Genomic DNA, 26,797 nt, shown 5'->3' with positions numbered 1-26,797 from the left:
CCCCGGAAACAGATTGGGACATGCATGAACCTCCGCAAGATCCTCGCCGCCTCCGCCCTCGTCGCCACTGCCGCCGTGGGCATCGCCGCCTGCAGCTCCACCGCGACCCCTGACAAGATGGGCAGTGGCGGCACGTCCATGACGGACAAGATGGGCGACAAGAACGCCATGTCCGACCACGGCGCCATGTCCGACAAGGACAAGATGTCCGACAAGGACAAGATGTCCGACAAGGACAAGATGACCGACCAGGGCGCCATGACCGACAAGGACAAGATGACCGACCACGACAAGATGGATGACGGCCAGTCGGGTCACATGCACAAGCACTGAGGCCCTCGGCCCCATCGAGGCGGACCCCGGGGTGCAACCGTGTCCGAGTCGCACCCCGGGATCCACCTCCGTTCTCCGCCCTCTTTGGGCGCGGGCGGGAAGCGCCCGTCGGGAGTGCGAGACGGGCAGGGATGAGGGTCCCGATGCCCCTCATCACGAGCGCCGGGTCACGCCCTCGTCACCCGCGCCGGACCGTCCCCGTAGAGCACGCCCTCCTTCGCCTTGACCGCTGCGACGAGGACGAAACTCAAGGTGACGAGGAGTGCCCACGAGCCGAACTTGCCGACGTGGACCATCTGCCAGCCGGCCTCCTGATCCGGATAGCGCCAGGCGTTGAGGAATGTCGCCGCATTCTCGGCCACCCACAGGAAGAAGCCGATGAGGACGAAGGCGAGCGCCGTCGGCATCCGGTAGCGGTCTCCCCCGACCGTGAATCGGACCTTCGAGCCGTGCAGGGCGAAAAGGAGCGCCACCGCGATCAGCCACCGCAGATCGACGATGTAGTGGTGGGTGAAGAAGTTCGCGTAGACCGCGAGGGCGAGGACGCTCACCGGCCACCAGCGGAAACGGTCGACGTGCAGGTCGAAGCGCCGGAAGGCCTGGCAGATGTAGGAGCCGACCGAGGCGTACATGAAGCCCGAGAAGACCGGCACTCCCCCGAGGCGCACGACCCCGGCGTCGAGGTAGGCCCAGGAGCCCTGGCTCACCTTGAAGATCTCGAGGGCGAGGCCGAGGACGTGGAAGACGCAGATGACGCCGAGTTCCCTCCATGTCTCGAGCTTGAAGGCGACGAAGGCGATCTGCACGATCACGACGTAGATGAGCAGCGCGTCGTAGCGGGCGATCGGCATGTCGAAGCGGGCCCACACGAAGGAGGAGGCGGCGAGGCCGAGGAAGACGGCCGCCGGGAACAGGCAGCACTGGATCTCCATCCACGCGAACTGGACGAGGCGCAGCGGGAGGAGTCTGAGATCGCTCAGCGGACGGCGTTCGGGCATGGGTTAAGGGAAGCACGGATGAACGGCGGAATGTGGGAGCCGCAGGCTTGAGCTGCAGTACGCCGACGGAACTGAAACCGCCAGTCCCTCGCTCACACCGACAAGACGAGGCTGATAGCGGAGTACTCCGAGCCGCACCAGAACCCGTCAGTCAACTGCAGTTCGTCGGTTCGTAGCGAAGACGGGGAGTGGACATGCCGTTCTGGAACTCGTTGAGAGTCGTTCTCATCCTCTCGTGTCGGAGGGCCGATCCGAAGCGCCGAAGATAGGGCCGACAGCTCCGCGAGGCTCGCATTCACGAGGTGATGCGGGGCTTGAAGAAGTCATACCAGAACGGCAGCTCCTCACGAATGATGCCGATCTGCTCTTGTGTGAAGGCGTGAAGAAAATCGGGGAACAGGTTGTAGGACGTCTTGCGATTGAAGGTGACGTTGACTTCGCCGATAACCGCACTCCCATCGACATAGCGGCTCGCGTGGCGGACGCGCGGAGGAGTCGGACGATCCCAGTCCTCTGGTTCATCGATTTCGTAGTGGTCACATGATGTCACATGACTCCCTCTCTCCAGCCCGCTTTCTAAGGCATAGAAGACTCTGATGCGATCACCCTCATGTGAGCCTTTTAGCAAGGTGAATAGCCCTCGGTTACAGGGAGCGCGACTGCCGAGCCGGGGCCATCTGCCCGATCAGAGCCAGCACAAGCCGGGAACGCACGAACACGCACTCCGCTTGGTGTGTACCCTCTGGAGATCGTCCCCGTATAGGCGGGGAGCACGGAAAACAGTTGGCCGACCTCCTCGAAACCCTCGGATCATCCCCGCCTATGCGGGGAGCACTCGTCGTCGAGGCCGTTCCAGGCGTTGCGGACCGGATCATCCCCACCTATGCGGGGAGCACGTCGCCTGCGGTGGAGACGATCCAGAGTTGCCGAGGATCATCCCCGCCTATGCGGGGAGCACCCGACCCCATAGACCCGATGCCGTTGATGAACCCGGATCATCCCCGCCTATGCGGGGAGCACGGCCTCGACGAGATCCGTACCCTCCGCACCGCAGGATCACCCCCGCCTACGCGGGGAGCACCAAGTCGTCCCCGCCCTGACCGGCGCCGCCGCCGGATCACCCCCGCCTACGCGGGGAGCACCACCTCGCCTCCAAGTGGGACGACTGGGACGCCGGATCACTCCCGCCTACGCGGGGAGCACAATCTACCTGGTGAACAACCAGGACCCGACGTCGGATCACCCCCGCCTACGCGGGGAGCACAGGGTGAGGCGGGCGAGACGGTTGTCCGCCGCCGGATCACCCCCGCCTACGCGGGGAGCACGCGGGTGGCGCGGCTTGCCGTCGATGAGCCACAGGATCACCCCCGCCTACGCGGGGAGCACAATGCGGCTGGCCCGCATGGAATCGCCCAGTCTGGATCACCCCCGCCTACGCGGGGAGCACGGGCGGGCTCGGGGCTGATGAGCGCGATCTCGTAGGATCACCCCCGCCTACGCGGGGAGCACCTCGCTGCGGATCTCGCGTTCCAGTGCGCGTTGGGATCACCCCCGCCTACGCGGGGAGCACGCTGGCTCGAACGAAATCCACACGAGTCGACGCGGATCACCCCCGCCTACGCGGGGAGCACAAATTGTTCGCCTGACTGCCGGAATCAATTACCGGATCACCCCCGCCTACGCGGGGAGCACGTGGGCGCGCAGGGCGACGGTGGCGGCGATGAGGGATCACCCCCGCCTACGCGGGGAGCACGCCGGCGGTGGTAGGGGTGCTCTGCTCGAGGTGGGATCACCCCCGCCTACGCGGGGAGCACCCGCTAATGCCGCGCCTGGTGCGGGTGTCGGTGGGATCACCCCCGCCTACGCGGGGAGCACCCCCTCGCCCGCACTCTAACCCCCTGCCCCCCGGATCACCCCCGCCTACGCGGGGAGCGCCAACGGCCCGGGCAGGCCGTCGCGTAGTAGTCTGGATCACCCCCGCCTACGCGGGGAGCACCCCTACCAAAGGATCGTGTTTGCCATCGGATCCGGATCACCCCCGCCTACGCGGGGAGCACCGACGCGGCCGACCGCGATGGGGCTGATGAAGCGGATCACCCCCGCCTACGCGGGGAGCACGGCGGCGGCGTGGCGATCCTGGACATCAACGGCGGATCACCCCCGCCTACGCGGGGAGCACCGCCGTGTTGAGGACTCGTATCGGCCCATCTCGGGATCGCCCCCGCCTACGCGGGGAGCACGTGGAAGCCGATCCCCAAGGAACGCAAACGCTAGGATCACCCCCGCCTACGCGGGGAGCACACGATCCTGTCGATCTTTCGCCCCTGCCTCCCCGGATCACCCCCGCCTACGCGGGGAGCACTCCGGCTATACTCGCGTCCCATTGTGTTCCTCCGGATCACCCCCGCCTACGCGGGGAGCACAGACGCGACTGCGGCGCGAACATCTACGCTACCGGATCACCCCCGCCTACGCGGGGAGCACGGGAGCGCCGGGGCGCGCGATCGCGCAGGATGCGGATCACCCCCGCCTACGCGGGGAGCACATGATCTTTACTCGGTCGGATGAAAGCCCGTAGGGATCACCCCCGCCTACGCGGGGAGCACGCGGGCGCACACCTGGTCGCTGCCCTGTGCCGCGGATCACCCCCGCCTACGCGGGGAGCACGACGCCGTGCAGTGGACGGCGACGCGCCAGAACGGATCACCCCCGCCTACGCGGGGAGCACAACCTGTGGATGGGCACCAGCGCATGGCAAGGAGGATCACCCCCGCCTACGCGGGGAGCACCGAACCCAGATGAGGGGCGTCTGCGGGCGCGTGGGATCACCCCCGCCTACGCGGGGAGCACGGAGCCATGGGGGCTATCGGCGCGGCGGTTGGAGGATCACCCCCGCCTACGCGGGGAGCACGGAATGGCCGACGAGAAGAACATCTCGCCGGACGGATCACCCCCGCCTACGCGGGGAGCACTGTGAACTGCGCAAGCTGGGTCTCCCCGGCAAGGGATCACCCCCGCCTACGCGGGGAGCACATGCGTCCCGAGATGCTGGAAGCGTTTCCCGCAGGATCACCCCCGCCTACGCGGGGAGCACCCATCAGGCAGCCGAGGACGCGCACCTCGCAGAGGATCACCCCCGCCTACGCGGGGAGCACACTCTCATGCGACGCCTGAAAGACGGCGACCAGGGATCACCCCCGCCTACGCGGGGAGCACCAGTTCAACGAGTCCGGGTGGCGGTCTGGACAGGGATCACCCCCGCCTACGCGGGGAGCACCGTCGGCTTTGTCGAGCTCGTCTCTGATGAGCTGGATCACCCCCGCCTACGCGGGGAGCACCAGAACTCCAGAACATCGACGCGGAAACCCAGAGGATCACCCCCGCCTACGCGGGGAGCACATGGTTCCCGTAGAGAAAGACCCGGCCAAGGGCGGATCACCCCCGCCTACGCGGGGAGCACCTCATTGTCTTGACGGTCATCGTTAGTGCTCCGGGATCACCCCCGCCTACGCGGGGAGCACGCCTGCCCCTGGTTGACGAGGTTCGCGAGTGCCGGATCACCCCCGCCTACGCGGGGAGCACCTCGACGAGCCGATCAGCATCCGCGCTGTCTTCGGATCACCCCCGCCTACGCGGGGAGCACCTGCGTGGTGTGCGGGCGGCGTTGCTCGCGCTCGGATCACCCCCGCCTACGCGGGGAGCACAGCGGATCTATGAGCAGGTGCGCCGTGGGGAGCGGATCACCCCCGCCTACGCGGGGAGCACGCCGCCCGGTCGTGGGGGCGCAGGCCCACTGAGGGATCACCCCCGCCTACGCGGGGAGCACGTACGCGTATGCGTCGCATGAGATCGTCATCGAGGATCACCCCCGCCTACGCGGGGAGCACTGTGTCACGGGGCCACAGTTTGGAGGGGTTCGAGGATCACCCCCGCCTACGCGGGGAGCACTCTCCCGCATCGTTGGGCGACGGTTCACGTCAGGGATCACCCCCGCCTACGCGGGGAGCACCACTCCGACAACGATGTGGAAGAAGGTGGGTGCGGATCACCCCCGCCTACGCGGGGAGCACCGCGGTTGGGGTCGTCGCGGTAGCGGGCGGCTCCGGATCACCCCCGCCTACGCGGGGAGCACCAGGTAGGCGGCCTCGCGTGCCGCCGCGTTGACGGATCACCCCCGCCTACGCGGGGAGCACGCTCCTTCACTTTCTGGTGCTGCGCTTCGTCGGCGGATCACCCCCGCCTACGCGGGGAGCACTCCGCAGGCAACTCGATGAAGCGGTCGCCGCCAGGATCACCCCCGCCTACGCGGGGAGCACCCAATCGTTGTCTGCGATCTCCTCGAGTGGCACGGATCACCCCCGCCTACGCGGGGAGCACGCACCTCGTCTACGTCGCCGAACTCGACTTCGAGGATCACCCCCGCCTACGCGGGGAGCACTCGCTTCCAGATGCGGATCGAGAGGCGGGCCGCGGATCACCCCCGCCTACGCGGGGAGCACCCGACCTGCGGGGCTGGAAACCTCCTCGCAGTCGGATCACCCCCGCCTACGCGGGGAGCACAAGTCCTCAACGCCAGGATGCCCGGCGGGGACAGGATCACCCCCGCCTACGCGGGGAGCACCGTCAAGGACATTTCGGATGATGGTGGTTCTTGGGATCACCCCCGCCTACGCGGGGAGCACGACAACTGGGACTATCACGATCAACGGCCATGAGGATCACCCCCGCCTACGCGGGGAGCACGTCTGGCCTTTCCCGGTGACCTTCGGTGTCTTGGGATCACCCCCGCCTACGCGGGGAGCACGGCCTGCAGTTCTTCCTCTGTGGCGCCTTGTGCGGATCACCCCCGCCTACGCGGGGAGCACGAATCCTGCCTGCTCGAGGATGGTGAGGGTGTGGGATCACCCCCGCCTACGCGGGGAGCACCGCCTCGTATCGGCCCATTTCGTTGCCGTCGAGGGATCACCCCCGCCTACGCGGGGAGCACGATGGTGCCCGTCACGATCGGGCCTCCCTCTTCGGATCACCCCCGCCTACGCGGGGAGCACACGAATCGCCTCGTTCTTCGCCGCGATTCTGAAGGATCACCCCCGCCTACGCGGGGAGCACTTGTGATACCCGGTCATGTGGTGTCATGTCCGGGGATCACCCCCGCCTACGCGGGGAGCACTATCCGCTGACGTGGCAACAGGTGACAGCACAGGGATCACCCCCGCCTACGCGGGGAGCACCCTGCCCAATCGATCAAGCTCACACCGTTGACCGGATCACCCCCGCCTACGCGGGGAGCACGCCAGTGGGACGAGTCCACGTCCGCGCACTGTAGGATCACCCCCGCCTACGCGGGGAGCACGGAAGACTCATGGGAACCATCAGCTTTGCCGGGGGATCACCCCCGCCTACGCGGGGAGCACGCCACCGACAGCGAATACTGGTTCACCGTCTCCGGATCACCCCCGCCTACGCGGGGAGCACGTGATGGTGGCGTGACCGTATCCGACTGCCGTCGGATCACCCCCGCCTACGCGGGGAGCACACGGGGCAGGAAACCAAGGAAACACAGCAATCCGGATCACCCCCGCCTACGCGGGGAGCACTCCCTTCCCCGGCCGAGCATCATTCGTCGCTCCGGATCACCCCCGCCTACGCGGGGAGCACATCCCAAGTATTCCCCTCAAACCGCTTGCACTAGGATCACCCCCGCCTACGCGGGGAGCACAAGGCCTTTTCGCCCACGGCGTGCCCGGGACAGGGATCACCCCCGCCTACGCGGGGAGCACGAACTCGTCGAAGCCGGGGTCAGTGTCGGGTACGGATCACCCCCGCCTACGCGGGGAGCACTGTTGCGTGAGGTCACACTCGATGGCGCTCCGGGGATCACCCCCGCCTACGCGGGGAGCACTTCCTTCGTGGACACTCCGGCCTTCTGCGAGGCGGATCACCCCCGCCTACGCGGGGAGCACCGCATGCAGGCGGAGCGGGTAAGGCGCAGAGGGGGATCACCCCCGCCTACGCGGGGAGCACAACGACCTCGAGAACCGCCTGCTCCTGCTGCCCGGATCACCCCCGCCTACGCGGGGAGCACCAGGCCGTTGGACTCGCACAGGTCTCGGATCGCGGATCACCCCCGCCTACGCGGGGAGCACCGCACCTCAAGATCCACAGGCTTAGACCCGCTGGGATCACCCCCGCCTACGCGGGGAGCACGGAAGCGTTCCAGCGTTCTTTCGCTTCGTCGGCGGATCACCCCCGCCTACGCGGGGAGCACTTACAAGGCTCATGAGATGGTGTCTTTCTTGGGGGATCACCCCCGCCTACGCGGGGAGCACGTGTCCGCAGTCAAGTCCGCCACCCTGTGGGGCGGATCACCCCCGCCTACGCGGGGAGCACCCTGGTGGCCGAGGGAGCGGACCGCATCCTCGGGGATCACCCCCGCCTACGCGGGGAGCACTCCGCCCATCGCTCGACACCATCGCCAAGAGCAGGATCACCCCCGCCTACGCGGGGAGCACTTCGAACCGCAGCCCTATACATACACACACCCCGGATCACCCCCGCCTACGCGGGGAGCACGCAGGCATCCAACTCCCCGTCGACTACCAGTGGGGATCACCCCCGCCTACGCGGGGAGCACTCGGTGATGGTCCAGGTGGGCATGAGGGGGTCCGGATCACCCCCGCCTACGCGGGGAGCACCTTTTGCCATGGTGTGGGGTCCTTGCGGAAGAGGGATCACCCCCGCCTACGCGGGGAGCACCTTCCGGGCTGGGATGTCGCGGTCTGGTCCGAGGGATCACCCCCGCCTACGCGGGGAGCACCGACGTGTGGAGCATCGAATGAGCAAAGCAGTCGGATCACCCCCGCCTACGCGGGGAGCACCTGCTCAACGCAGGAAAGAGCGTCATCCAGGGCGGATCACCCCCGCCTACGCGGGGAGCACTGCGTGCCACGCGGTATCCGTCGGGTCGACGAGGGATCACCCCCGCCTACGCGGGGAGCACGCTTCTTGATCAGCGATGTTACCCCATCGGGCGATCAGATCTTGGGAAGCCCCGCCGTGATCTTCTTCGCCTTTCGAAGTCACTCATGCCACGACGCCCTTTCCCCTGACTCATCGCATCCTGTCGAAGTTCAGGAGCGATTGTCGCATCCACGGTATTTGGCCGGACCATCAAGGTCAGCCCTTCGAAATCTGCCGGCTCCCAGGCATCTCCAAGCGTCAAGAAAGAAAGGCCCTGTTCATTGGGCGCATGAAAGACGAGAACTGCTCGGCCGCCGCCAATATGGGTTTTCACCGATTCCCACAAGCGTTCCCGCACCCGAGCGTTCACACGACCAACGAAAACCCCCGGCGATATCTCGAGAAGCCAGCGACTGACATGCCCACGAAGACCTTCTGACACCGCCGACAGAACGAGAACGATCATCACGATTCACCGTTCGGCATATGAGATTCCCGATGGGACGAACCCCTGGACCTCGTCCCATAGGCGCAAATCGTCAACTTCCAGATCGTCCCAACCATCAAGTTCCTCGCCCTCCGAAAGGAGGCTCTTGATATCTCGTACGGCGCGCTCGAGAACTTGACTCTGCCTCATGCTGTCTCTCATCCGCCGACGGCTCTCCTCCCCAACCCCGGCCTCGAGTTCCTCTGCTGCGACATCGAATGCGACAGGGATCGAGAGATCAGCCTTGTAGAGATCCGCGATGTCATAGACGAAGGAACGATAGGTTCCGGAGTGGACGAACCCGAGTCCCGGAGAGCAGCCAAGAGCGACGATTACAGCATGCACAACTCCATAAAGTGCACTATTTGCAGCAGAAAGGCACCTATTCACCACCGATCCGGAATCAAAATCGTCCGGATCGTATTCCCGACCATCCCATTCAACGCCGGTCCTTCGGGAATTCTCCCTGTAGAGGCGGCGCACTCGTGCCCCTTCCCGTCCGCGGAGCTGCTGCATCGACAGGCGATCAACGCTTTCACCCTCGAAACGCATGAGATACATCCTGCGCGCCACAGAGAGACGCGAAGCAGGATCGCTCACAAGCCTGGCTTGCGCCTCCAGGAGTCGTGAAGAACGCGATGGCGGGGCTCCATGCGCGTAGTAACGGACTCCATTCTCCCCCACCCAGATCGCCGTCGACCCGCTTTCGGCGAGCAGCGAGACCGCACTGTGAGTAATCCGCACTCCGGGTCCCATCATGAGGACAGAAAGCGCAGCCGCTGGGATGTGAGCGACTCCTCGAGCATCCGTGACTGTGATGGCATTCGAGTCCCGATGAACGACGCATTTCTCAACATAGAGAAAAGTGAGCCGATCCCGGACCCGAAGGAGGTCCTTCGGGTCCGGGGGTCGTATTCCGGGCTTCGGAGTCATGGCTTCGCGAGTGTGAGAAGACCAGAACCATAGCCCTTCGCTCGTCCGATCCCGTTAGTCATGGAATTGCGCAGCAACACAGGATCAACGATTCGGAGGTGTCCTTCAAAGGTGGCCAGCTGCAGAGTAACGATACGGGCATCTTCACCGACTCCCCGCCGGAACCTCTCGGTGCGACGATTAGCCAAACTGATGAGAAGAGCATCCCCATCGCACCTCTCACCCTTTTCTGTCTCCATCACCGGAAGGTCGCCACCGATCTCGGCCGCTGTCGGAATTTCAAAGCCGAGGGAAGGAATGCGATCGAGCAACCACTGCGTCTGTTGTGCAACGGTGATGTGCGCGAGAACCTTTTTCCTTCCATTCTCAGCGACTTGACCTGCTCTACGGAAGGTTGGATTCACGGTCACACGGAACGCCCATGCCTGCCCCTCTCGAAGGGAGTCAAGGAAAGGGTCCATCCGCTTGATGAGAACACCCCCCTCGGTCTCATAACCCGCTTGCTCGATCAATCCCGCCGGATCCGGCGGCACAGGGCTCGAGATGTACAGGCTGAGTGCAGGGCTTTCGCGAAAAGCGCCCCCGCCATCTTCTCTTGTGCGTTGAGGCGGGAATGACGGGGTGTCGAGTCGCCACAGAACCCGGCCCGACTCATGTGCTCCGTCAAGAACTCCGGGGGGGAAACTCGCAAGCACAGCAGCGTGCATCTTCTGCGGAGAGGAGACAAGCCGTTTGCACCCCCGCCGGTATGGATTGAGATAGATCCTGGTCAAGTACATCAGAGCACCTCCATCGGATCGTGGGAGAGCACTTCTCCTCCGAGACGCGGATTCCTCACGCCAACGAAAGCGGGATTCATGATGTCGACTCTCGATTCCTCCACGGTTCGAGTGCCGTATTCCCTTCGGAGAGGATCGAAGGTGATGGGAACATCACGAATGTCTCGTGACGAGAGATCCTGACCTGGGATCACCCCTCGATCGGCGACAACGCGAAGACTTACCCGCTCATCGAAACGGTGCCTGCGCTGATGGAAGTTCGCCGCGAGCCACGGCAACTCCTCGATCGCTTTCCAGATGGTGCCCTCCCGCGTTTCGAGTAGCAATGGCAAGGTGGGAGGACATGCTCTTCGCCCGAGGAACAAGGGGTAGACCGGGTTCCGAATGGCATCCGCGAGGGCATCGATCAGGTCATCGGGCCCCCCGATGAAGGCTGCGAACACAGCATCTGAGACGTAATATCTCCACGACAGGGGCATCGCCTTATCCCCGCGGTGTGCGGTATGAAAATCCTCCAGCAATTCCCCTGGCTGATCGATCCTCGCAGCCATGGTGAGGGAAGCCAAGTCTTCAATCGGATCCGTGCGCCGCCTGCCTTCCGCAGCGGCGAGGAGGCCGACGATTCCACTCTTCGTGGGAAAGAACTCGGTGCTCCGATTCGTAAATCGACTCGCAGATCCCCAGGACTGCATCGGTCCTGCGAGCCTGAGGACGAGCACTCGACTCATTGCTCGCTCCGGATTGCCTTGACAGTTTCCTTTCCGAGTTCCGAAAGCGGAACTCGCTTCCCGAGAGCAGCGATCTCGCCCGCTCGCTCTGTCGTCCATGCAACCAGGGATGTCGCGGGGCGAAGCCCGCTTCCCTCTTCAAGGTCTTTCTCGTAGCCAACGAAGCGCTTCGTCGCTGGAGCAACGAAGCCACCCTCATCCGAGCTGACCGGATCTTCGAACGCTCCAACGAGGTTGATCGGCTGATCATCCCGAACTTGAACGAGTACCGCGTCAGGAAGCGTGCGATTCGCAAAAGTTGTGATCTTCCCGGTGGGCATTGCCCGGACGAAGCTGGTGATGAACATATCGACCGCTTCCTCAGCGACCGCCTGATCCCCAAGGTTCTTACGAAGCATCTCGAGGTCGATCGTGGCATAACGGTAGAGGGTCGCCGAAGCGAACTCGATCGTACCGATCATCCCGGCGCCTTCATCCGCGTCATCGTCAGCGCTCTTCGCATCATCGACGGCCGTGTAGTAGTCGAACTCGGACATCACCGCGCCGACGCCGAGAGCGTGAGCAACTTGGCAGGCCGCATCGACGTTGAGGGCGTTGGGTTCTGCGACCATCCTTCCGAAGAGGGCAATATCGACCGAGTGATCGGTATCCACAAGGGTTTTCGGCCTCAATTCCTTGAACGCCTTCTTCACGTCCTCGGCCTCAGCAACCGAAATGATCGCATCGGCAACATGCTCGATCTGCTTTGCCGAGAGGAACACGAGGAATCCCGCTTCTTTCAGCTGTTCCTCCGTCTTCTTGCCCTTCGGATCGCCAATCTTGAACCCAATTTCAGTCAGCGCCGTTTCGGCGAGGGCAGTCGCCTGAGACTCGAGCTCAGGACGACGCGAAACAATCTCCTCACGGAGGATCTCAACGATTCGCTTCGTCCGAATCCCCCGGTTCCCATCAGGCAGGGAGGTTTCGAAATCTTTCCTGGTTGCCCGTTTGATCGCTTGCGAAGAGATTCGCATCCTTCGAGCCCCTCCGAAAACTGCGGACTTGGGCGCCCCGGTTTGATCACGATTGGGATTCGAGGGCGGGAGGGTCTGAAGAACGTGGATATCAATGAAACGTGCCATGGTAGGACTTCCTTTCGAAGAAAACTGAGTGGGGAATGAGAAGGCGGTGAGGGCTGATGTTCAATCGGATTCCGGCTCGTCATCATGAGGCGTTCGCGCGAAGTCGCGTCCCCACTGTCGAACGACTCGGGATCGCCTCTCGGGATCCTGCCACTCGTAGAGATCCGCTGCGAATCGCCCATAATCCATCGGAATATCTGACGAAGAGAGGAGCGCGACGAGCCCTCGAGCATGGACGGAAAGAGCCGCGAATGTCGGTGCCGCAATCATCGCACACAGACGTTTGTAGCTCGAGTGCTCTTCTGGATGCTCGGCACCAGCCGCCACTGCGAGTCGTCGAACGGAGCCGCCGATGGTCGATGCTCGTCGCGTCACCAGGTGCATCGGCGTCGGATGCGATCCTTGATGAAGCGCCCACAGGGTAAGGGCAAGGTGAACAGCACATTCACCCCGTGTCGGTTCATCGCCGAGAAGGCGTTCGGGGCCTTCCTCGAGAGTGTATGCCCAAATCGCCGGATCACTCCCGGGCTCCTTGGCAATGGCCGAACGCAATTGCGCACGTCCGGCGACTGCTGAGGGACTCCGGCCACTGAGTCTGGCGATCACAGCGAGCATTCGCTTCCGAACCGCCTCCCCGTCTCCTAGATCTCGGGGCCGATCAGCACCCGGCTTGGTCGATGTCGTCATGCTGATTCTCCTTTCGTGTCGCTTCCAGACAACTGAAGGATTCGATTGAGGTCATTTCTGAAAATGGATTCAGCTCGCCATGCGCTCATGAAGGTCATGCCTGTATCTCTTCCGATCAGCGCGCTCTCGGGTGCGCGATCGATGAGTTCACCGGCGAGATGGAGCGCCGTATTATGAAGAACGCGCTTCCACTGATCACGCTCAGATTCAATGTTCGAAGTCTCAGCAATTTCGGACAGCCATTGCCTGAAGGGAGCATCGATCAACGAGAAGAATCGCGTTTTAGCCCGATCGCGGGCTCCATCGCCGACTCCTTCGCCGCTCTCCCCTGCAGCTCGCGCAAGGTTTGCCGCAAGAATGCCGATTCTCGTCGCAACTTGCTCGACGGCTTCCACTTCAGTCCGAATAAGGTCGGGGAAGTCTCTCTTCCGCTCTCTGAGGAGAACTGTCGCGAGGTCTACTTCATCGTGGTAAATGTCGTCGATCGATGCCTCTTGAGCACCGTATTGAATGCCTACGGCCTCGAGCCGAATCCGGATCGGATACTCCTTCGACACGGTGAGATTCTCGATCGATGCGTGGAACTCAAGGGTTGCGCTGGGAAGAAAGGCATCATGCGCCTGTCCGTCTACTCCCTTGGTTTTTTCAACAAAGGGAAGCGTTCCCGGAAGCGAACGCCAAAATGCACGGCCCGGCTCGTGCTTTCTCGGCATGTACACCGTTCTTGAGAATTTCTTTGATTGCGGAGCGGAATACCGCCATAGACTCATCGGCTCGTAGTCCTGCATGTTCTGCGGCCCGAGCTTATCGCCTTGCGCTAGGATCACACCGGTGACACCGTCAACATCGCCGAAAAGACGGATCCTCCTGGAATGCCAGGTGAGGAGCCGCGAGATCGCGTATCCCTGAGGATCGGGATTGCCATTCGGATTTTCTTTCGTCTTCTGCGCGTAGTTCCTACGGATGGCCGTCTCAATTTCATCCGTTTCCCAAGAGCAGGCGCCGAGGGGGCCAAGGCTTGAGGGCCCCTTGGTCTTGAGACGATCTCGCGGAACGAGGTTGAGGACCAGAGACTCGTCCAGGGTCTCTCCTTTGAGCCATACGCCTCCGAGTTGCCCTGTCCAGCTGGGGCCAATCGGATAGCCCTTTCCATTGGTCTGCTCAGGGTCGCCGACCGCACCTGATCGGATTCCTGAGGGATCGAAGGCCTGCGCATGAATCAGCCATTGTGCGCCCTCAGCCGGGGAGATCCGCTCGATCGAGCGCTGCTGTCGAATCGTGAAGAAGGGTTCGCCGTTCGGAATGTCGGCGACGATCTTCTCCAGTCCGGACACGGCGCCCTTCGGAGTGGCGAGCTGCGGCGCCTGCATGAAGGGGTACTGAGGATCGAAGAGGTAGAAACGATCATTCCACCGATCGAAATACTGTTGAATCGGCTCTTCCGGCAGACCCGAGTCCCAGATCTCTCCCCAGGATTCAAGATCTGGCACATCGATGGTTCGATAACAGATCGCAAGAAGCAGCCGTTTAATCGCGAAACTCACCGTCGGCAGCTCGCAGGCAAGATCAGCGATTTCTCCTGCTCGAGAGAAGAGCTCTCGGAAACCGACATGATCCACCGTGCCGTCGAGCAGGCGGATGGGAATCCATTTCTCGTCGAGAAGGTTGTAAGCGGATTCCGTCATGAGTTCTGCACCTCCAATCCTCGTCGATTCGTGTAGACGAGTCGCCGCCCTCGAACCTCTGCTTCGAGGCGGTCCGAGAATTCGTCGACTTTGACCATGGGAAGAACAAGCTCGCCGCTGAGCAGGGGATGCTCGAGGAGCCTCCACTTCGTCACGCGTTCATCTTTCCAGATGGCTTGTGCAACTGCAGCGATCGTGGCGTCGAGATCCTCCGCCTTCTCTTTGAACTTCCAGGGCGGCAGCGAGACGCTCCAGGAGCGGATTCGTCTGGCCAAGCCGCTCGACGGCCATGTACTCGTTTCAATGATGCGCAGTTCGCCGCCTTCCCCTTCCCATGGAAGTTCAACCGCCACTCCCCCCAAGAAGGGATCGATGGGCACAACGATGATGGGGATCTGGTCCTCCGAGTCGCGCACCGCCGCACGAGCCCCGGCCCGCCCGACGGGACTCGCTTCCTCACCTGTCGCTTCATTCCCGGAGAAGTGAATCAAGAGCGATTCTCCCGTCCAGGACTGGAGTTCAGGAGAATAGAGCGACCACTCATTGGCCCTGAGTCGAGCAGTGTTCTCATTCGACTCGACTTCCCGCCGCGCTTCTTCCATGAGTTCCTGCCACGACTTCGGACCGAGGGGTTCGTCAGAGTATGCGCGCTGAGTGAGCATCGCGTAGTCCTGGGGCTCAGCGACGGTGAGCTGCCCGGTCTCGGAGAGCATGGCGAGCATTCGGAGGATCCTGTGCGCGCCATACACCCGTTCGCTTCCCTTCGAGTACTCCCACGGATCCGAGCCGATCGTTTTGAGGAGCACAAGGCATTCTGCCTCGTGAAGTCGTGAAGGTCTGATGCGGCCGATGTGACGATGCAGCCGGCCCGCCCTCTGCAAAAGGAGATCCATCGGTGCCGGATCAGTGAAAACGACGTCGAAGTCAATATCGAGGCTTTGTTCGATCACTTGCGTAGCGACGACGACATGCCGACGCGGCCGCTGCCTCGAGTTCTTCCCGAAAAGATCGCGCATCTTCGCGTCAAGCACGATCCTGTCACTCGCAAGAAAACGGGAGTGCAGGAGTGTCGTCTCATCTGCGTCGAAGAATCCAAGAAGGGCATCGTAGGTTCGTTGGGCCTCGTCCACGGTGTTTCGTACGACGAGGGCACAGCCGCCTTCGTCGAGCAGGTCATGAAGGTGACCTCCGATTTCTTCCTCACTCGCCATGCACACTGGGCGGATCGTCTTCTTCACGTGGTCCTGCCCACCATCGAAGACTTTCACCGATGGCGGACGTCCATCCGAGGGGAGGCTGGTGATCACCGGGTAGCCGATATCCCCCTCGAGTGCCGCTGTCCCGACCTCCTTCCCAGTCCGCCCTCGCTGATAGGCGCTGACGAGGGCGCGTCGCCGAGCCGAGGGGAGGGTCGCAGAGAGAAGAACGACCGGCACTTCATACATTCCGAGCCATGTGAGCGCAGATTCGAGATAGGTCTCCATGTAGGCGTCAGCCGCATGCACTTCATCGATGATGACGACTTTCCCCATGAGACCGAGGTGACGCATGAGCACATGCCGGGACTGAAGGGCAGCGAGCAGCACTTGATCGATCGTGCCGACGACGACGGGGGAGAGCAGGCTGCGCCAGCGCGAGGCCATCCAACTGTTCGCCACGAGCCCCGCACCAAGCTTGGTCTCCCCGTGCGATCCCAGGAGCGGAGATTCGTCATCGTAGACCTCGAGCCCCCGAGCATCGTTGTCGAGAAGCTGAAGGAAGTCCTCATTGAGTTCGTTCTTCCCATGGGCGAGGAAGATGCCCAGGTTTTGTGGCACATCTTCGAGAATGCTCCTCAGCCATGCTTTGGCGCGCTCGAACATGGCGTCGGTGGTCGCCTGAGTCGGAAGGCCCACCATCACACCCTGAAGGCTCCTCTTCTTCATGAGAACTTCAGCCACGGAGAAAGCAAGCTCAGTCTTGCCGCTACCGGGCGGGGCTTCAACGATCATGAGATCCGGGTCATCGTCCTCCGCAGCCTGCACAGCACCGACCTGTGCGGCCGTTGGGCGGATCTCATCTCCCCAACCAAAGCGGAGGCGATAGCGATTCGGAATGTCGTTCTCAATATTTCTTCCGAAGCGCATGGGCGAGGGCATGCGCGCAGCTCGCCAACCCGCTTCAACTCTGCGAATTTGGGCGGCGGGGCACATCGACGCGAAGCGCTGTTCGACCGGCATGAGAGGGAAATAGGCTTCGTTCGAGGCAATCCAATCGGCCATGACAATGAGCGAGGCGTACACCGAGGCAACCGCGATCGGCAGTTTCGGCAAGGCGCTCGGCTCAGGAGCGCTCAGCGGAAATCCGCTTCGCTTCGCCGCCCACTCGATGATTTCCCGCCTCGCCGCACGCCATCGTTCAGCGCCCGCCAGTCTTGTGTCCGCATAGGCAGCTCTCGCATCATTCATGGTCGAGGGGCTCGGATATCTCCCGTGATGCACACCGACGAGCGCGGCCCACTGACGGGCCCGAATCTCATCCCCACCACCTGCGACGATTGCTTCGACAAGGGCGAAGTAGCTGACGAAACCGTGTGGTAATCGTGAACGCCCAGGCAACTCCTTCCAGTGAGGGACCTCGAGATCTTCGGGCCGAAGGAGATCCGCAAGGGTCGGCACTTGGCAAGCAAATGCTGGAGAGCACTTACCAACATCGTGCACCGCAGCCAGGAAGCACAAAGCGGAGCGGGCCGAACCTTGATCCCCTCCCCACACCGAGGCCATGAGCTTCCGATGATGCTCCGAGGCGTACTCATCGAAGAGCTTCCCTGCGACATCCGAGGCGTCCATCAAGTGCTGCGGAACCGAGAGCCACAAGTCGGGCCTCCCCCTGCCGCTCTTCGCCCAAAATGAGTGAGCCAGCAACGAAAGGGAGGAGTCGGTGAGATCACTCTGCGGCTCAAGGAACTCAGCATCGTGTCGCTTGAGCGTCTGACATGCCAACGCATCGTGAACAACCTTCGTTCGCGCCATTGCAACCTCCACATGCACATGGTCGAGAGGAGACTCTCACCTATGGGGAACTTGATGAACATCGTAGATCTCGCGATCCATATTCGTCAACCCTCAATCTCCCAAGCGTTTTAGTCTTTAAAAAATCGACACATGCCTTCGTAGAGATTGATCTGAGATCTAGTTCCTTTGAGGCGCACTGATGAGGAACGACTCGAATGCGCGTGAGCCGTGAGCTGACATCGTCACCTCACGGCTCACCAGCCCCGCGAAGATGAAGATCGAAGCGGGGACCACATGTCCTCCCGAGCGTTTTAGTCGGGTCAACCCGCTGGTAGGCGGGAAAACAGTCGCGCTTTCCGAAGCGGAAGGCACGCCAATCTCGGCGGGCCTCTACTCCCCCTCCGCCCGCACCGACGCCACCTCGTAGAGCGCGATGCCGGTGGCGACGGCCGCATTCAAGGACTCAACAGCGGACGAGATCGGGATAGAGACGATCTGGTCGCAGGCCTCACGCACCAGTCGGGACAGTCCCGCACCCTCGGCACCCGTGACGACCACCAAAGGCGAAGTCGCCAGGGGCAGGTCGCGCAGGGGGGCGTCCCCTCCCCCGTCGAGGCCGATGATGAAGAATCCGGCCTTCTTGCACTCCTCGAGCGCGCGGACGAGGTTGGTCGCCCGAGCCACGGGCACGCGCGCCGCCGCCCCCGCAGACACCTTCCACGCGGTCGTGTTCACGCCCGCCGAACGGCGTTCCGGAATGATCACACCATCCACCCCGAAGGCCCCTGAAGACCGCAGAACGGCACCCAGGTTGTGCGGGTCGGTGACCTGGTCGAGTGCGACGAGCAAGGGCGTACCGACCTGCTGAAGCGCCCCCGCGATGAGGTCGTCGACGTGCATGTACTCGTACCCGCGGACCTCGATGGCGACGCCCTGGTGGACGGCGCCGTCGGTCGCGACGTCCAGATCGCGCCGCGTCACTTCGAACACGGGCGCACCCATCGTCGAGGCGAGCCGAATGACCTCTTCAACCCGGTCGTCCTTGATGTTGTCCAGGACGAATACGCGCTCGACCGGCACATTCGCTCGGACGGCTTCGGCGACGGGGTTGCGGCCCGCGATGAGCTCATGGCCGGGAGCGATCTTGATCGAGGTCTTCGCCCTCGCCCTCGCGATCGCGGCCTCCTGGGCCTCCTTCGCCTCGCGGGCGAGCTTGCGCTTGTGGGCGGGATGGTAGGTCCGGTCCTCGGCCTTCGGCGTCGGCCCCTTGCCCTCGAGTCGACGGCGCGAGTGACCGCCGGTGCCGACCTTCGCGCCCTTCTTCGAGCCGGGCTTGCGCACCGCTCCGCGGCGTCCGTCGTTTCCAGCCATGTGTGCCCCTCTCCTCGCGAGCGCCTCCCGGCGCCACTGATCCGGTTCAGCCTAGCCGGTCCGTCCTGCGCAACGGCAGTCCCCCAGCCCCATTGCGGCCGGATTCACGCGGAGCAAGGCGCATTCCACGAGAGCGCGAAACGGAACCGAGCAGACTCTCTGTTCGTCACGCCAGCTTCCAGCTCGCCCCGTCCCGACCGTCGGCCACGGCGATGCCCGCCGCGGCGAGGCGGTCGCGCAGTTCGTCGGCTCGCGCCCAGTCCTTCGAAGCGCGCGCCTGGGCCCGCTCGGAGATGAGCGCCTGGACAAGGGCGTCGAGCGCCTCGTGCTCGGACGAATCCGCGCCGGCGCCCGCGCCGAGGCCGGAGCGCCACTGCTGCGACGCCGGATCCAGGCCGAGGACGTCGAGCATGGAGCGGACGAGCATCTGCTCCCTCTTCACGGCCGCGGCATCGCCCTCGTCGATCGCGGTATTGCCGCGCTTGAGGTGCTCGTGGATGACCGCGAGCGCTCCCGCGACGTTGAGGTCGTCGTCCATCGCAGAGACGAAGCCACCGGGCAGCTCGGAGGCGGGCACGGCGAGATCCTCGACGGGGACCTCGCCGACCGCGTCGATCGCGCGTTCGACGAAGCCGGAGAACTTCACCCAGGCGGCAGCGGCAGCGGGCAGGGTTTCCGGGCCCCATTCGATCGCCGAACGATGATGAACGGTCGACAGGGCCCACCTCACGGCCGCGGCCGGGAAGTCCCTCGTCAGAGCCCCGATGGACAGGACGTTGCCCAAGGACTTCGACATCTTCTCGCCCTTGGTCGTCACCCACGCGTTGTGGACCCACAGGCGCGCGAACTCCCATCCGGCGCCGTGCGACTGGGCCTGCTCGTTCTCGTGGTGCGGGAAGCGCAGGTCGATGCCGCCGCCGTGGATGTCGAACTCGTCGCCGAGGTAGCGGCGCGACATGGCCGAGCACTCGAGGTGCCAGCCCGGACGCCCCCTCCCCCACGGCGATTCCCAGGAAGCGGTCTCGGGCTCCGAGTCCTTGCGCGCCTTCCACAGGGCGAAGTCGCGCGGATCGCGCTTGCCCGCTTCGACGGCCGCGTCGATCTGGGCCTCGTCCTCGGTCGTGCGCATGTCGACGAGCCGCTGGCGCGTGATCGACCCGTAGTCGGGCTGGGAGTGAACATCGAAGTAGACGTTGCCGCACCCGTCGTCGTAGGCGTGCCCGCGCTCGATGAGGCGGCGCACGAGCTCGATCTGGTCGGGGATGTGCCCGGTCGCGCGCGGCTCGTAGGTCGGCGGAAGAACGCCGAGGGTGTCGTAAGCCCCGGTGAATTCGCGCTCGAATCGGTACGCCCAGGCCCACCAGTCGGCGCCCGCCTCGGCGGACTTGGCGAGGATCTTGTCGTCGATGTCGGTGACGTTGCGGACGTAGGTGACCTCGAGCCCCTGGCGGAGCAGCCAGCGCACGAGCGTGTCGAAGGAGACCGCCGCGCGCAGGTGACCGACGTGCGGGGAGCCCTGCACCGTGGCGCCGCACAGGTAGATCCCCACGCGCCCGGGGTTCACCGGGATGAGGGGCTGGAGGCGGGCCGTCTTCGAGTCGTGCAGGTGCAGCGTCATGCCCCTGATCCTACCGGTGCGGCCGGGGAACGAGGGCGGGGCGCCTCCTCCGGGACGAGGTGACGAGCTTGGCAGGAGCCCTCACCCCTTTCGGGATCATGAGGCCGTCTTCGTCTTCGACTCAGCGACGACGATCTTGCCCCCGCCCGATGAGAACGGGACGAACTTGCCCGTCCTCGGATCCCGCGTGGACTTTACGGTGTAGGACCCCGTCGAGCTGCGAACGTATCCGGTCGTCTTCGTCGCGTTCTTCTTCGATGCCATCTCCGCACCCCCTCATTTCGAGTCTAACGAGAAACACTCTCTCAGTAGGCGGTCCGAGACAGACGCTCGCCCCACTCGTCGCCGACATCGAGCAGTGCGTCGTACCATTCCCGTCGTTTGAGCAGAGTCTCGGATCGCACCGACATTCCGAAGGTCAGCGCTCCGCACACGAACGGAGGATGCACGCCATCACTCGCGTAGAGGGGAACACCGAGGACGGATCTGCGCGCAGGCTGAACATTCGGGTTCCTCGGTTCGTCCTTGAGCTTCATCTCCTCTGTACCGACGATCTCACCCGCGATGCGCGGACTGTCGTGTCCGGTAGGAACGCGCCTCATCGTTCGGATCCGCTGATGGATCACACCGCCGCCCGCCCAGCGGGCGATCCTTCCCCTCGCATCCGCCAGCCACATGGTCGGGGCGGTCACTTTGCACCTGGCAGCACTCGAGATGGTCCGCGCCGATTGCTCAAGTTCGGCGGAGTAGCGGGATTGAAGGTCTTTGAGTTGCTCGGCGTGAGCGTCCCATATGCGTCGCACGCGCTCTTGCGGACTGACGTATTCCGGCTGACCGACGAAGGCGAGCTCCCTGATGACCGTCGCGATGTCGCACAAGTCGTGAAGACGAAGCGCTAAGAGGCCGACTGACTCCCATTCTTTGACGAGCGCGTCCTCAATCGACGAGAAGTCCTTTCGGCTCAGCCCCAATCCCTCGCGCACAATCGTGACGATCGCGGCATAGGCGGTCCGGCTCTTGTCGGCCCGGATCCGATGGAGCCACTGCCGAATATCCGGGTCCCGGTACGATGTGCCCGTGAAGAGCAGGGGACCGGATTGTACACATGCATCGAGGAAGTCGAGCTGCCACGGGGTTTCAGCGATCTGCAGGTGCATGTAATCGGAGTGCGAAACAACGGGTGAGCGGACGATTCCCGGAGCGACGACTCCGTGGAGGTGATGGACGCTCATCTCCCCATCAATCGGATGGCCGCTCATCTCGATGACAGTGTCCGTTCCGTCCGCTTCTCTCGACGCGAGCGCTTGTTCAAGGAGCACGTCGAAGTTCAACGTCGCCACGGTCGTCGAATCCGGTCGCTCGACCTTATGTCCGGCAACCGCGTAATGAAGAGGAGAAGGGACCGGATCGAATTCCCCTCGATAGAGCGCTTCGACTAGGAGGTCCTCCCAGCGGTCCCCAGCAGCCGCATGCGCTCCTTCGAGGACGAGCGCAGGATCCTGACGCGACAGAAGGAGACCCGCAGCCGTTTCGGAGTCGACGAGTCCGCTTGAAAGCGCGACGCGCCGAGCGAATTCATCCCACATCGGCAAGCCCGACGGGGCTGAGGCTCCCGCGCCTAGGACGAAGGTGAGGTGCGCTTCATCGCGGACCAGTGGCGCGAAGCTCTCAAGAAGATCGTTCGAGATATCCGCTGCACTCATGCGCCGAGCTTACGGAAGCTCCCCATTCGACTGCGCATATCCACAGTCCGAATCGTCATCGCAGAGCCCTCCCCTGTGAGCGCATCCCGCCCCATCAGTCCAGTTGCTTCACCCTCTCCTCGATGAGCGCCCGCAGGGCGGCCGCATCATTGGGCATCTCGACGAGGCGCTGGGCCCCGCCCTCGACGCCCTCGAAACGGGCGGGGACGGGCGGCATGTGGCCGGTGGCCTCGAGGATCGTCTCGGCGAACTTCACCGGCAGGGCCGTCTCCATGACGACGAGCGGTCCGTCGAGCCCCTCGGCGAGCGCCCGCGCGACATGGACGCCGTCGGCGGTGTGCGGGTCGATGAGGTAGGCGTCCTCGTCCTCGGTCCGCCGGATCTCCTCGAGGCGGTCGGAGTGCGAGGAGGCGCCCGAGACGAAGCCGAAGTCCTCGCGCAGGGCCGCGAACTCCGGGGTTTCGGACAGGTCGAAGAAGCCGTCGCGCGCCAGGGCGTCCCCGAAGAGCCCGGCCGTGCGCTCCGCATCGCGCCCGAGCAGGTCGAAGACGAAGCGCTCGAAATTCGAGGCCTTCGAGATGTCCATCGAGGGCGAGGAGGTCGCCAGGGTCTGCGCCGAGGAGCGCGGCCGGTACACGCCCGTGCGGAAGAACTCGTCGAGGACGTCGTTCTCGTTCGTCGCGACGACGAGGGCGCCGAGCGGCACGCCCATCTGACGGGCGATATGCGCGGCGCACACGTTCCCGAAGTTCCCCGAGGGGACGACGACGTTGACGCGCGGGAGCGGGGCCTCGTCGAGAGCGCGGGGCTCCTCCCGTCCCGCCGGCTCCTCGGCCCCGCCCTCGGCGATCGCCGAGGTGACGCGCAACCACGTGGCCACGTAGTACACGACCTGCGCGAGGAGGCGCGCCCAGTTGATCGAGTTGACGGCGCCGATGTGCCATGCGGCCTTGAAGGCGGGGTCCATGTTCACGGCCTTGACGAGGTCCTGGCAGTCGTCGAAGACCCCGTCGACCGCGACGTTCACGATGTTCTCGTCGAGCAGGGAGAACATCTGCGCCCGCTGGAAGGCGGTCATGCGCCCCGCCGGGGTGAGCATCACGACCGACAGGCCGGGCCTGCCGCGCAGGGCGTACTCTGCCGAGGAGCCGGTGTCGCCCGAGGTCGCGCCCACGATGGTGAGCCAGTCGCCGCGGCGGCCGAGCTCGTACTCGAAGAGCTCGCCGAGCAGCTGCATCGCCATGTCCTTGAAGGCGGCCGTCGGCCCGTTCGACAGGTGCGCGATCCACAGGCCGCCGGGCAGGTGCGAGACGGGCACGATCGCCGGATCGGAGAAGGCGGGCGTCCGGTAGGCGCGGGCGGTGATCGCCGAAAGGTCCTCGACGGGGATGTCATCGATGAAGAGGGCGAGGACCCTGGCCGCGAGCGCCGCGTACCCCTCGTTCTCGAGGACGCCGCGGAGCTCCTCCAAGTCGCCCGCCGTCAGGACCGGATACGACTCGGGCAGGTAGAGCCCCCCGTCGGGGGCGAGCCCTGCGAGGAGGATGTCGCTGAAGGAGCGGGCATGATCCGCCGAACCGCGGGTGGAGATGTAGCGCACGCCCCGATCCTATCGGGGCGGCGGCGGACGAGCCGCCCCGTCCGCGAGCGATTAGCCTGAGTCCATGAATGCTTCCCCCTTCCGCATCGGTCAGGCCATCGACGTTCACGCCTTCGCCGCAGGCGAGGGCACCGGCACTGGCACTGGCACCGGCCAGGATTCCCCGCTCATGCTCGCCTGCCTCGAATGGCCGGGCCAGACGCCCCTATCCGGTCACTCCGACGGCGATGTGGCCGCCCATGCCCTGTGCGATGCGATCCTCGCGGCGACGGGCCTGGGCGAGATGGGAACCGTGTTCGGGACGGATCGCCCCGAGTGGGCGGGCGCCTCGGGCGAGCAGTTCCTCACCGAAGTCCGCCGCATGGCCGAAGCGGCCGGCTGGACCCTCTCCAACGCGACCGTGCAGGTCATCGGGAAGCGCCCGCGCATGGCCCACCGTCTGCCCGAGGCCTGCTCGCGCCTGTCCGAGATCCTCGGCGCGCCCGTATCGGTGAGCGCGACGACCACCGACGGCCTCGGCTTCACGGGCCGCGGCGAGGGCCTGGCGGCTTCGGCGGTCGCGCTCCTCGTCCCCTCCGCTGTGAGCGCCGAGGGCGGGGCGGTCGAATGAGCGGGAAGGAGAACGGCCAGGCCCTCGCGCGCACGGCCCTCGACTGGGAGGCGCGTTACGCCTCCCGTGAGCGCTTGTGGTCGGGCGCCGTCACCCCCCTGCTCCCCGAAATCGCAGGGGGCGCTAAACCCGGTCGCGCCCTCGACATCGGCTGCGGTGAGGGCGCGGATCTGCTCTGGCTGGCCGAACGCGGATGGGAGGTCGTCGGCGTCGACGTCTCCGCGACCGCGATCGAACGCTACCTCGAGGGTGCCCGCCTCATCGGCGCTCAGGACCGCGCCTCCGGGATCGTCGGATCCGCTCAATCCTTCACGGCTCCCGGAGCCTTCGACCTCATCTCCTTCTTCTACCTGCACCCGGGGGAGGAGACCCCCGGCGGGCTGGCCGCGCTCATCACGGCGCAGGCCCGCCGCCTGCGCCCGGGCGGGAGGATCCTCGTCGCGGCGCACGCGGTGATCCCCCCTGGAAGGCCGGGTCCTGCGCGGACGTACCGCCTGGACGGGCTCCTGTCCGCGCTCGACGGGGAAGTCGCGCAATGGAGGGTCGAACTCGCCGAGGAGCGGTGGAAGGATCTTCCGGCCACCGGGGAGCTTCCGGCGGCGCGCAGCGCGGACGCCGTCCTCGTCCTCAGGGCTCCCTGACCGCGTCCCCGACGCACGGAGGCGCTCCGCTGGCGGCGCTGCCGTGTGCGCGGGTTCGCCGCCACCCCTCGGCGCGGAGGCGCTCCCCGCGGCACGGAGGCGAGGGGTCAGTCCTCTTCGAGGTGGTCCAGGTGCGCGGCCTGCGGCTTGACCGGGATCGTGAGGAGCAGGCCCGCGAGGAGCACGAGGATGATGCCGAGGATGCCCCAGTAGGTGTGGTCCTGACCCGCGGGCGTCACCGCGCTGCCGATCCTGAGGAACACCCAGTACATCGCCGGGGCGATGAAGGAGACCGCGCGGCCGGTCGTCGCGTAGAGGCCGTAGACCTCGCCCTCGCGGCCCTTCGGGATCATCCTGCCGAGGAAGGTGCGCGACGCCGACTGGGTCGGCCCGACGAAGATGCACAGCACCAGGCCCAGGGTCCAGAAGACGATCTTCCCGTGGGAGTGCAGGGCGAACACGCCGAGTCCCGCGGCGCACATGGAGATGAGCGAAAAGATGATGACCTTCTTCGGACCGAATCGGTCATCGAGGCCCCCGAAGGAGATCGTGGCGAGGCCGGCGACGATGTTGGACGCGATCGCGAAGATCATGACGTCCCCGGAGGAGAATCCGAAGGCGGTTCCGGCGATGATCGCGCCGAAGGTGAAGACGCCCGCCAAGCCGTCGCGGAAGATCGCAGAGGCGATGAGGAAGAAGAGCGTCTGCGGCGCCTCCTTCGCGAGGGACTTCACCGTGCCCCACAGGAGGCGGTAGGAGTCCCTCAGGGACTCGTGCTCGCCCGTATCGTGGCGGATCACCGAGGGCTTCGGCGGATGGATGACGACCGGGAGGGCCGAAAGGCCGAACCAGGCGGCGGCGATGAGCATCGAGATGCGGATGTTGAGCCCGTTGTCCGTGGGGACCCCGAAGACGTTCGGGCCGATGAGCCCGACGTACAGGATGAGGAGGAGGACGATGCCGCCGACGTAACCCGAACCCCAGCCCAGGCCCGAGACGCGGCCCATGTTGTCCTTGGTCGTGAGGTGGTTGAGCATCGCGTTGTAGTTCACCGAGGCGAACTCGAAGAAGATGTTGCCCAGGCCGAGCAGGGCGATGCCCAGCCACATCGCGCCCGTCGGCCCCATCGGGGACTCGGGGGCGACGAAGAACATCGCCGCGCAGCACAGGACGACCATGCCGGTGAACCAGCCGAGCCACACGCCGCCCTTGCCGCGACGGTCCGCCCTCTGGCCGGTGATCGGGGCGAGCAGGGCGATGATGAGTCCGGCGATCGTCATTCCGGTCGACAGGTTCTCAGTGGCGACGCCCTTGGGCGCGAAGGTCCCGTCGCTCGTGAGGTAGACGGAGAACACGAATGTCGTGGCGACTGCGTTGAACGCCGCCGATCCCCAGTCCCACATCGCCCAACTGATGATGGGCCGGGTGAGGATCTTCTGCTTCCCGGAGGCTCCCGGAACCGAATCGACCGATGCCTGAGACATGCACTGCTCCTATCGGGGTCTTCGCTGACGCGATTCACCTGGAACCTAGCACGTCGGAACGAGGAC

The 26,797-nt window shown here is 64.6% G+C and carries 19 protein-coding genes and 1 CRISPR repeat array; of the genes, 3 read left to right on the top strand and 16 right to left on the bottom strand.

Features of this window, described 5'->3' with window-relative positions:
• Positions 1-24: 24 nt before the first annotated feature.
• The gene (locus tag HD592_RS02345) at positions 25-333 is read left to right on the top strand and encodes a hypothetical protein (protein ID WP_184451587.1); all 309 of its coding nucleotides are present in this window, start codon (positions 25-27) and stop codon (positions 331-333) included.
• A gap of 167 nt (positions 334-500) precedes the next feature.
• Here the strand turns inward: HD592_RS02345 and HD592_RS02340 are convergent, their stop codons facing one another.
• The 15 genes from HD592_RS02340 to thrC form a co-directional block, all read right to left on the bottom strand.
• Complete coding sequence (locus tag HD592_RS02340; protein WP_184451585.1) at positions 501-1,331, bottom strand: DUF817 domain-containing protein; 831 nt, start codon at positions 1,329-1,331, stop codon at positions 501-503.
• 295 nt (positions 1,332-1,626) lie between these two features.
• On the bottom strand, positions 1,627-1,881 hold the full coding sequence (locus HD592_RS02335) for a DUF7675 family protein (RefSeq protein ID WP_184451583.1): 255 nt from the start codon (positions 1,879-1,881) through the stop codon (positions 1,627-1,629).
• Positions 1,882-2,138: 257 nt separating this feature from the next.
• A CRISPR array of direct repeats spans positions 2,139-8,331; the repeat unit is 28 nt; unit sequence GGATCACCCCCGCCTACGCGGGGAGCAC.
• Between the two features lie 18 nt (positions 8,332-8,349).
• Positions 8,350-8,757 carry a type I-E CRISPR-associated endoribonuclease Cas2e gene (gene cas2e / locus HD592_RS02330; RefSeq protein ID WP_184451581.1) on the bottom strand — a complete coding sequence of 136 codons (408 nt, stop codon included), beginning with the start codon at positions 8,755-8,757 and terminating at the stop codon, positions 8,350-8,352.
• Between the two features lie 6 nt (positions 8,758-8,763).
• Positions 8,764-9,711, bottom strand: a complete 948-nt coding sequence (gene cas1e / locus HD592_RS02325) for a type I-E CRISPR-associated endonuclease Cas1e (RefSeq protein WP_184451579.1) — start codon at positions 9,709-9,711, stop codon at positions 8,764-8,766.
• Complete coding sequence (gene cas6e, locus HD592_RS02320) at positions 9,708-10,490, bottom strand: type I-E CRISPR-associated protein Cas6/Cse3/CasE (RefSeq protein ID WP_184451577.1); 783 nt, start codon at positions 10,488-10,490, stop codon at positions 9,708-9,710. The genes cas1e and cas6e overlap by 4 nt, the downstream gene beginning before the upstream one ends.
• On the bottom strand, positions 10,490-11,218 hold the full coding sequence (cas5e, locus tag HD592_RS02315; RefSeq protein WP_184451575.1) for a type I-E CRISPR-associated protein Cas5/CasD: 729 nt from the start codon (positions 11,216-11,218) through the stop codon (positions 10,490-10,492). The genes cas6e and cas5e overlap by 1 nt, the downstream gene beginning before the upstream one ends.
• Entirely contained in the window at positions 11,215-12,339 is a 1,125-nt protein-coding gene (gene cas7e, locus HD592_RS02310; RefSeq protein WP_184451573.1) for a type I-E CRISPR-associated protein Cas7/Cse4/CasC, read from the bottom strand. The genes cas5e and cas7e overlap by 4 nt, the downstream gene beginning before the upstream one ends.
• A 60-nt stretch (positions 12,340-12,399) precedes the next feature.
• Positions 12,400-13,026: a type I-E CRISPR-associated protein Cse2/CasB gene (gene casB / locus HD592_RS02305; RefSeq protein ID WP_184451571.1), complete on the bottom strand. Its 627-nt coding sequence runs from the start codon at positions 13,024-13,026 to the stop codon at positions 12,400-12,402.
• Entirely contained in the window at positions 13,023-14,711 is a 1,689-nt protein-coding gene (casA, locus tag HD592_RS02300) for a type I-E CRISPR-associated protein Cse1/CasA (RefSeq protein ID WP_184451569.1), read from the bottom strand. Before casA ends, casB begins: the two co-directional genes overlap by 4 nt.
• The gene (cas3, locus tag HD592_RS02295; RefSeq protein WP_184451567.1) at positions 14,708-17,722 is read right to left on the bottom strand and encodes a CRISPR-associated helicase Cas3'; all 3,015 of its coding nucleotides are present in this window, start codon (positions 17,720-17,722) and stop codon (positions 14,708-14,710) included. The genes casA and cas3 overlap by 4 nt, the downstream gene beginning before the upstream one ends.
• A 372-nt stretch (positions 17,723-18,094) precedes the next feature.
• The gene (rlmB, locus tag HD592_RS02290; RefSeq protein WP_184451565.1) at positions 18,095-19,075 is read right to left on the bottom strand and encodes a 23S rRNA (guanosine(2251)-2'-O)-methyltransferase RlmB; all 981 of its coding nucleotides are present in this window, start codon (positions 19,073-19,075) and stop codon (positions 18,095-18,097) included.
• Between the two features lie 166 nt (positions 19,076-19,241).
• Complete coding sequence (cysS, locus tag HD592_RS02285) at positions 19,242-20,693, bottom strand: cysteine--tRNA ligase (protein ID WP_184451563.1); 1,452 nt, start codon at positions 20,691-20,693, stop codon at positions 19,242-19,244.
• Between the two features lie 96 nt (positions 20,694-20,789).
• Entirely contained in the window at positions 20,790-20,957 is a 168-nt protein-coding gene (locus HD592_RS02280) for a hypothetical protein (RefSeq protein WP_184451561.1), read from the bottom strand.
• A 41-nt stretch (positions 20,958-20,998) separates the two neighbouring features.
• A complete protein-coding gene (locus HD592_RS02275; RefSeq protein WP_184451559.1) occupies positions 20,999-22,396 on the bottom strand; it encodes an SIR2 family protein in 1,398 nt (465 codons plus the stop codon).
• Between the two features lie 94 nt (positions 22,397-22,490).
• A complete protein-coding gene (thrC, locus tag HD592_RS02270) occupies positions 22,491-23,996 on the bottom strand; it encodes a threonine synthase (protein WP_184451557.1) in 1,506 nt (501 codons plus the stop codon).
• 64 nt (positions 23,997-24,060) lie between these two features.
• Here thrC and ispF point away from each other — a divergent pair, with 64 nt between their 5' ends.
• Both ispF and HD592_RS02260 read left to right on the top strand, forming a co-directional pair.
• Positions 24,061-24,606, top strand: coding sequence for a 2-C-methyl-D-erythritol 2,4-cyclodiphosphate synthase (ispF, locus tag HD592_RS02265; protein ID WP_184451555.1), 546 nt, complete (start codon positions 24,061-24,063; stop codon positions 24,604-24,606).
• Positions 24,603-25,247 carry a class I SAM-dependent methyltransferase gene (locus HD592_RS02260; RefSeq protein WP_184451554.1) on the top strand — a complete coding sequence of 215 codons (645 nt, stop codon included), beginning with the start codon at positions 24,603-24,605 and terminating at the stop codon, positions 25,245-25,247. The genes ispF and HD592_RS02260 overlap by 4 nt, the downstream gene beginning before the upstream one ends.
• 107 nt (positions 25,248-25,354) lie before the next feature.
• On the opposite strand, the gene HD592_RS02255 is transcribed toward HD592_RS02260, so the two are convergent.
• The gene (locus HD592_RS02255) at positions 25,355-26,731 is read right to left on the bottom strand and encodes an MFS transporter (RefSeq protein WP_184451552.1); all 1,377 of its coding nucleotides are present in this window, start codon (positions 26,729-26,731) and stop codon (positions 25,355-25,357) included.
• Positions 26,732-26,797 lie beyond the last annotated feature (66 nt).

The sequence above is a fragment of the Schaalia hyovaginalis genome (genome assembly GCF_014208035.1).
GTDB classification, from domain to species: domain Bacteria; phylum Actinomycetota; class Actinomycetes; order Actinomycetales; family Actinomycetaceae; genus Pauljensenia; species Pauljensenia hyovaginalis.
This window is presented reverse-complemented; position numbering and strand designations above follow the sequence as displayed.

Coding starts and splice junctions, on each gene's coding strand:
- cas3 (WP_184451567.1), bottom strand. CDS start 17,722: ATGGCGCGAACGAAGGTTGTTCACGATGCGTTGGCATGTCAGACGCTC.
- cysS (WP_184451563.1), bottom strand. CDS start 20,693: ATGACGCTGCACCTGCACGACTCGAAGACGGCCCGCCTCCAGCCCCTC.
- HD592_RS02340 (WP_184451585.1), bottom strand. CDS start 1,331: ATGCCCGAACGCCGTCCGCTGAGCGATCTCAGACTCCTCCCGCTGCGC.
- cas7e (WP_184451573.1), bottom strand. CDS start 12,339: ATGGCACGTTTCATTGATATCCACGTTCTTCAGACCCTCCCGCCCTCG.
- cas5e (WP_184451575.1), bottom strand. CDS start 11,218: ATGAGTCGAGTGCTCGTCCTCAGGCTCGCAGGACCGATGCAGTCCTGG.
- casA (WP_184451569.1), bottom strand. CDS start 14,711: ATGACGGAATCCGCTTACAACCTTCTCGACGAGAAATGGATTCCCATC.
- ispF (WP_184451555.1), top strand. CDS start 24,061: ATGAATGCTTCCCCCTTCCGCATCGGTCAGGCCATCGACGTTCACGCC.
- HD592_RS02255 (WP_184451552.1), bottom strand. CDS start 26,731: ATGTCTCAGGCATCGGTCGATTCGGTTCCGGGAGCCTCCGGGAAGCAG.
- rlmB (WP_184451565.1), bottom strand. CDS start 19,075: ATGGCTGGAAACGACGGACGCCGCGGAGCGGTGCGCAAGCCCGGCTCG.
- HD592_RS02260 (WP_184451554.1), top strand. CDS start 24,603: ATGAGCGGGAAGGAGAACGGCCAGGCCCTCGCGCGCACGGCCCTCGAC.
- cas2e (WP_184451581.1), bottom strand. CDS start 8,757: ATGATCGTTCTCGTTCTGTCGGCGGTGTCAGAAGGTCTTCGTGGGCAT.
- HD592_RS02345 (WP_184451587.1), top strand. CDS start 25: ATGAACCTCCGCAAGATCCTCGCCGCCTCCGCCCTCGTCGCCACTGCC.
- cas1e (WP_184451579.1), bottom strand. CDS start 9,711: ATGACTCCGAAGCCCGGAATACGACCCCCGGACCCGAAGGACCTCCTT.
- casB (WP_184451571.1), bottom strand. CDS start 13,026: ATGACGACATCGACCAAGCCGGGTGCTGATCGGCCCCGAGATCTAGGA.
- cas6e (WP_184451577.1), bottom strand. CDS start 10,490: ATGTACTTGACCAGGATCTATCTCAATCCATACCGGCGGGGGTGCAAA.
- HD592_RS02280 (WP_184451561.1), bottom strand. CDS start 20,957: ATGGCATCGAAGAAGAACGCGACGAAGACGACCGGATACGTTCGCAGC.
- HD592_RS02275 (WP_184451559.1), bottom strand. CDS start 22,396: ATGAGTGCAGCGGATATCTCGAACGATCTTCTTGAGAGCTTCGCGCCA.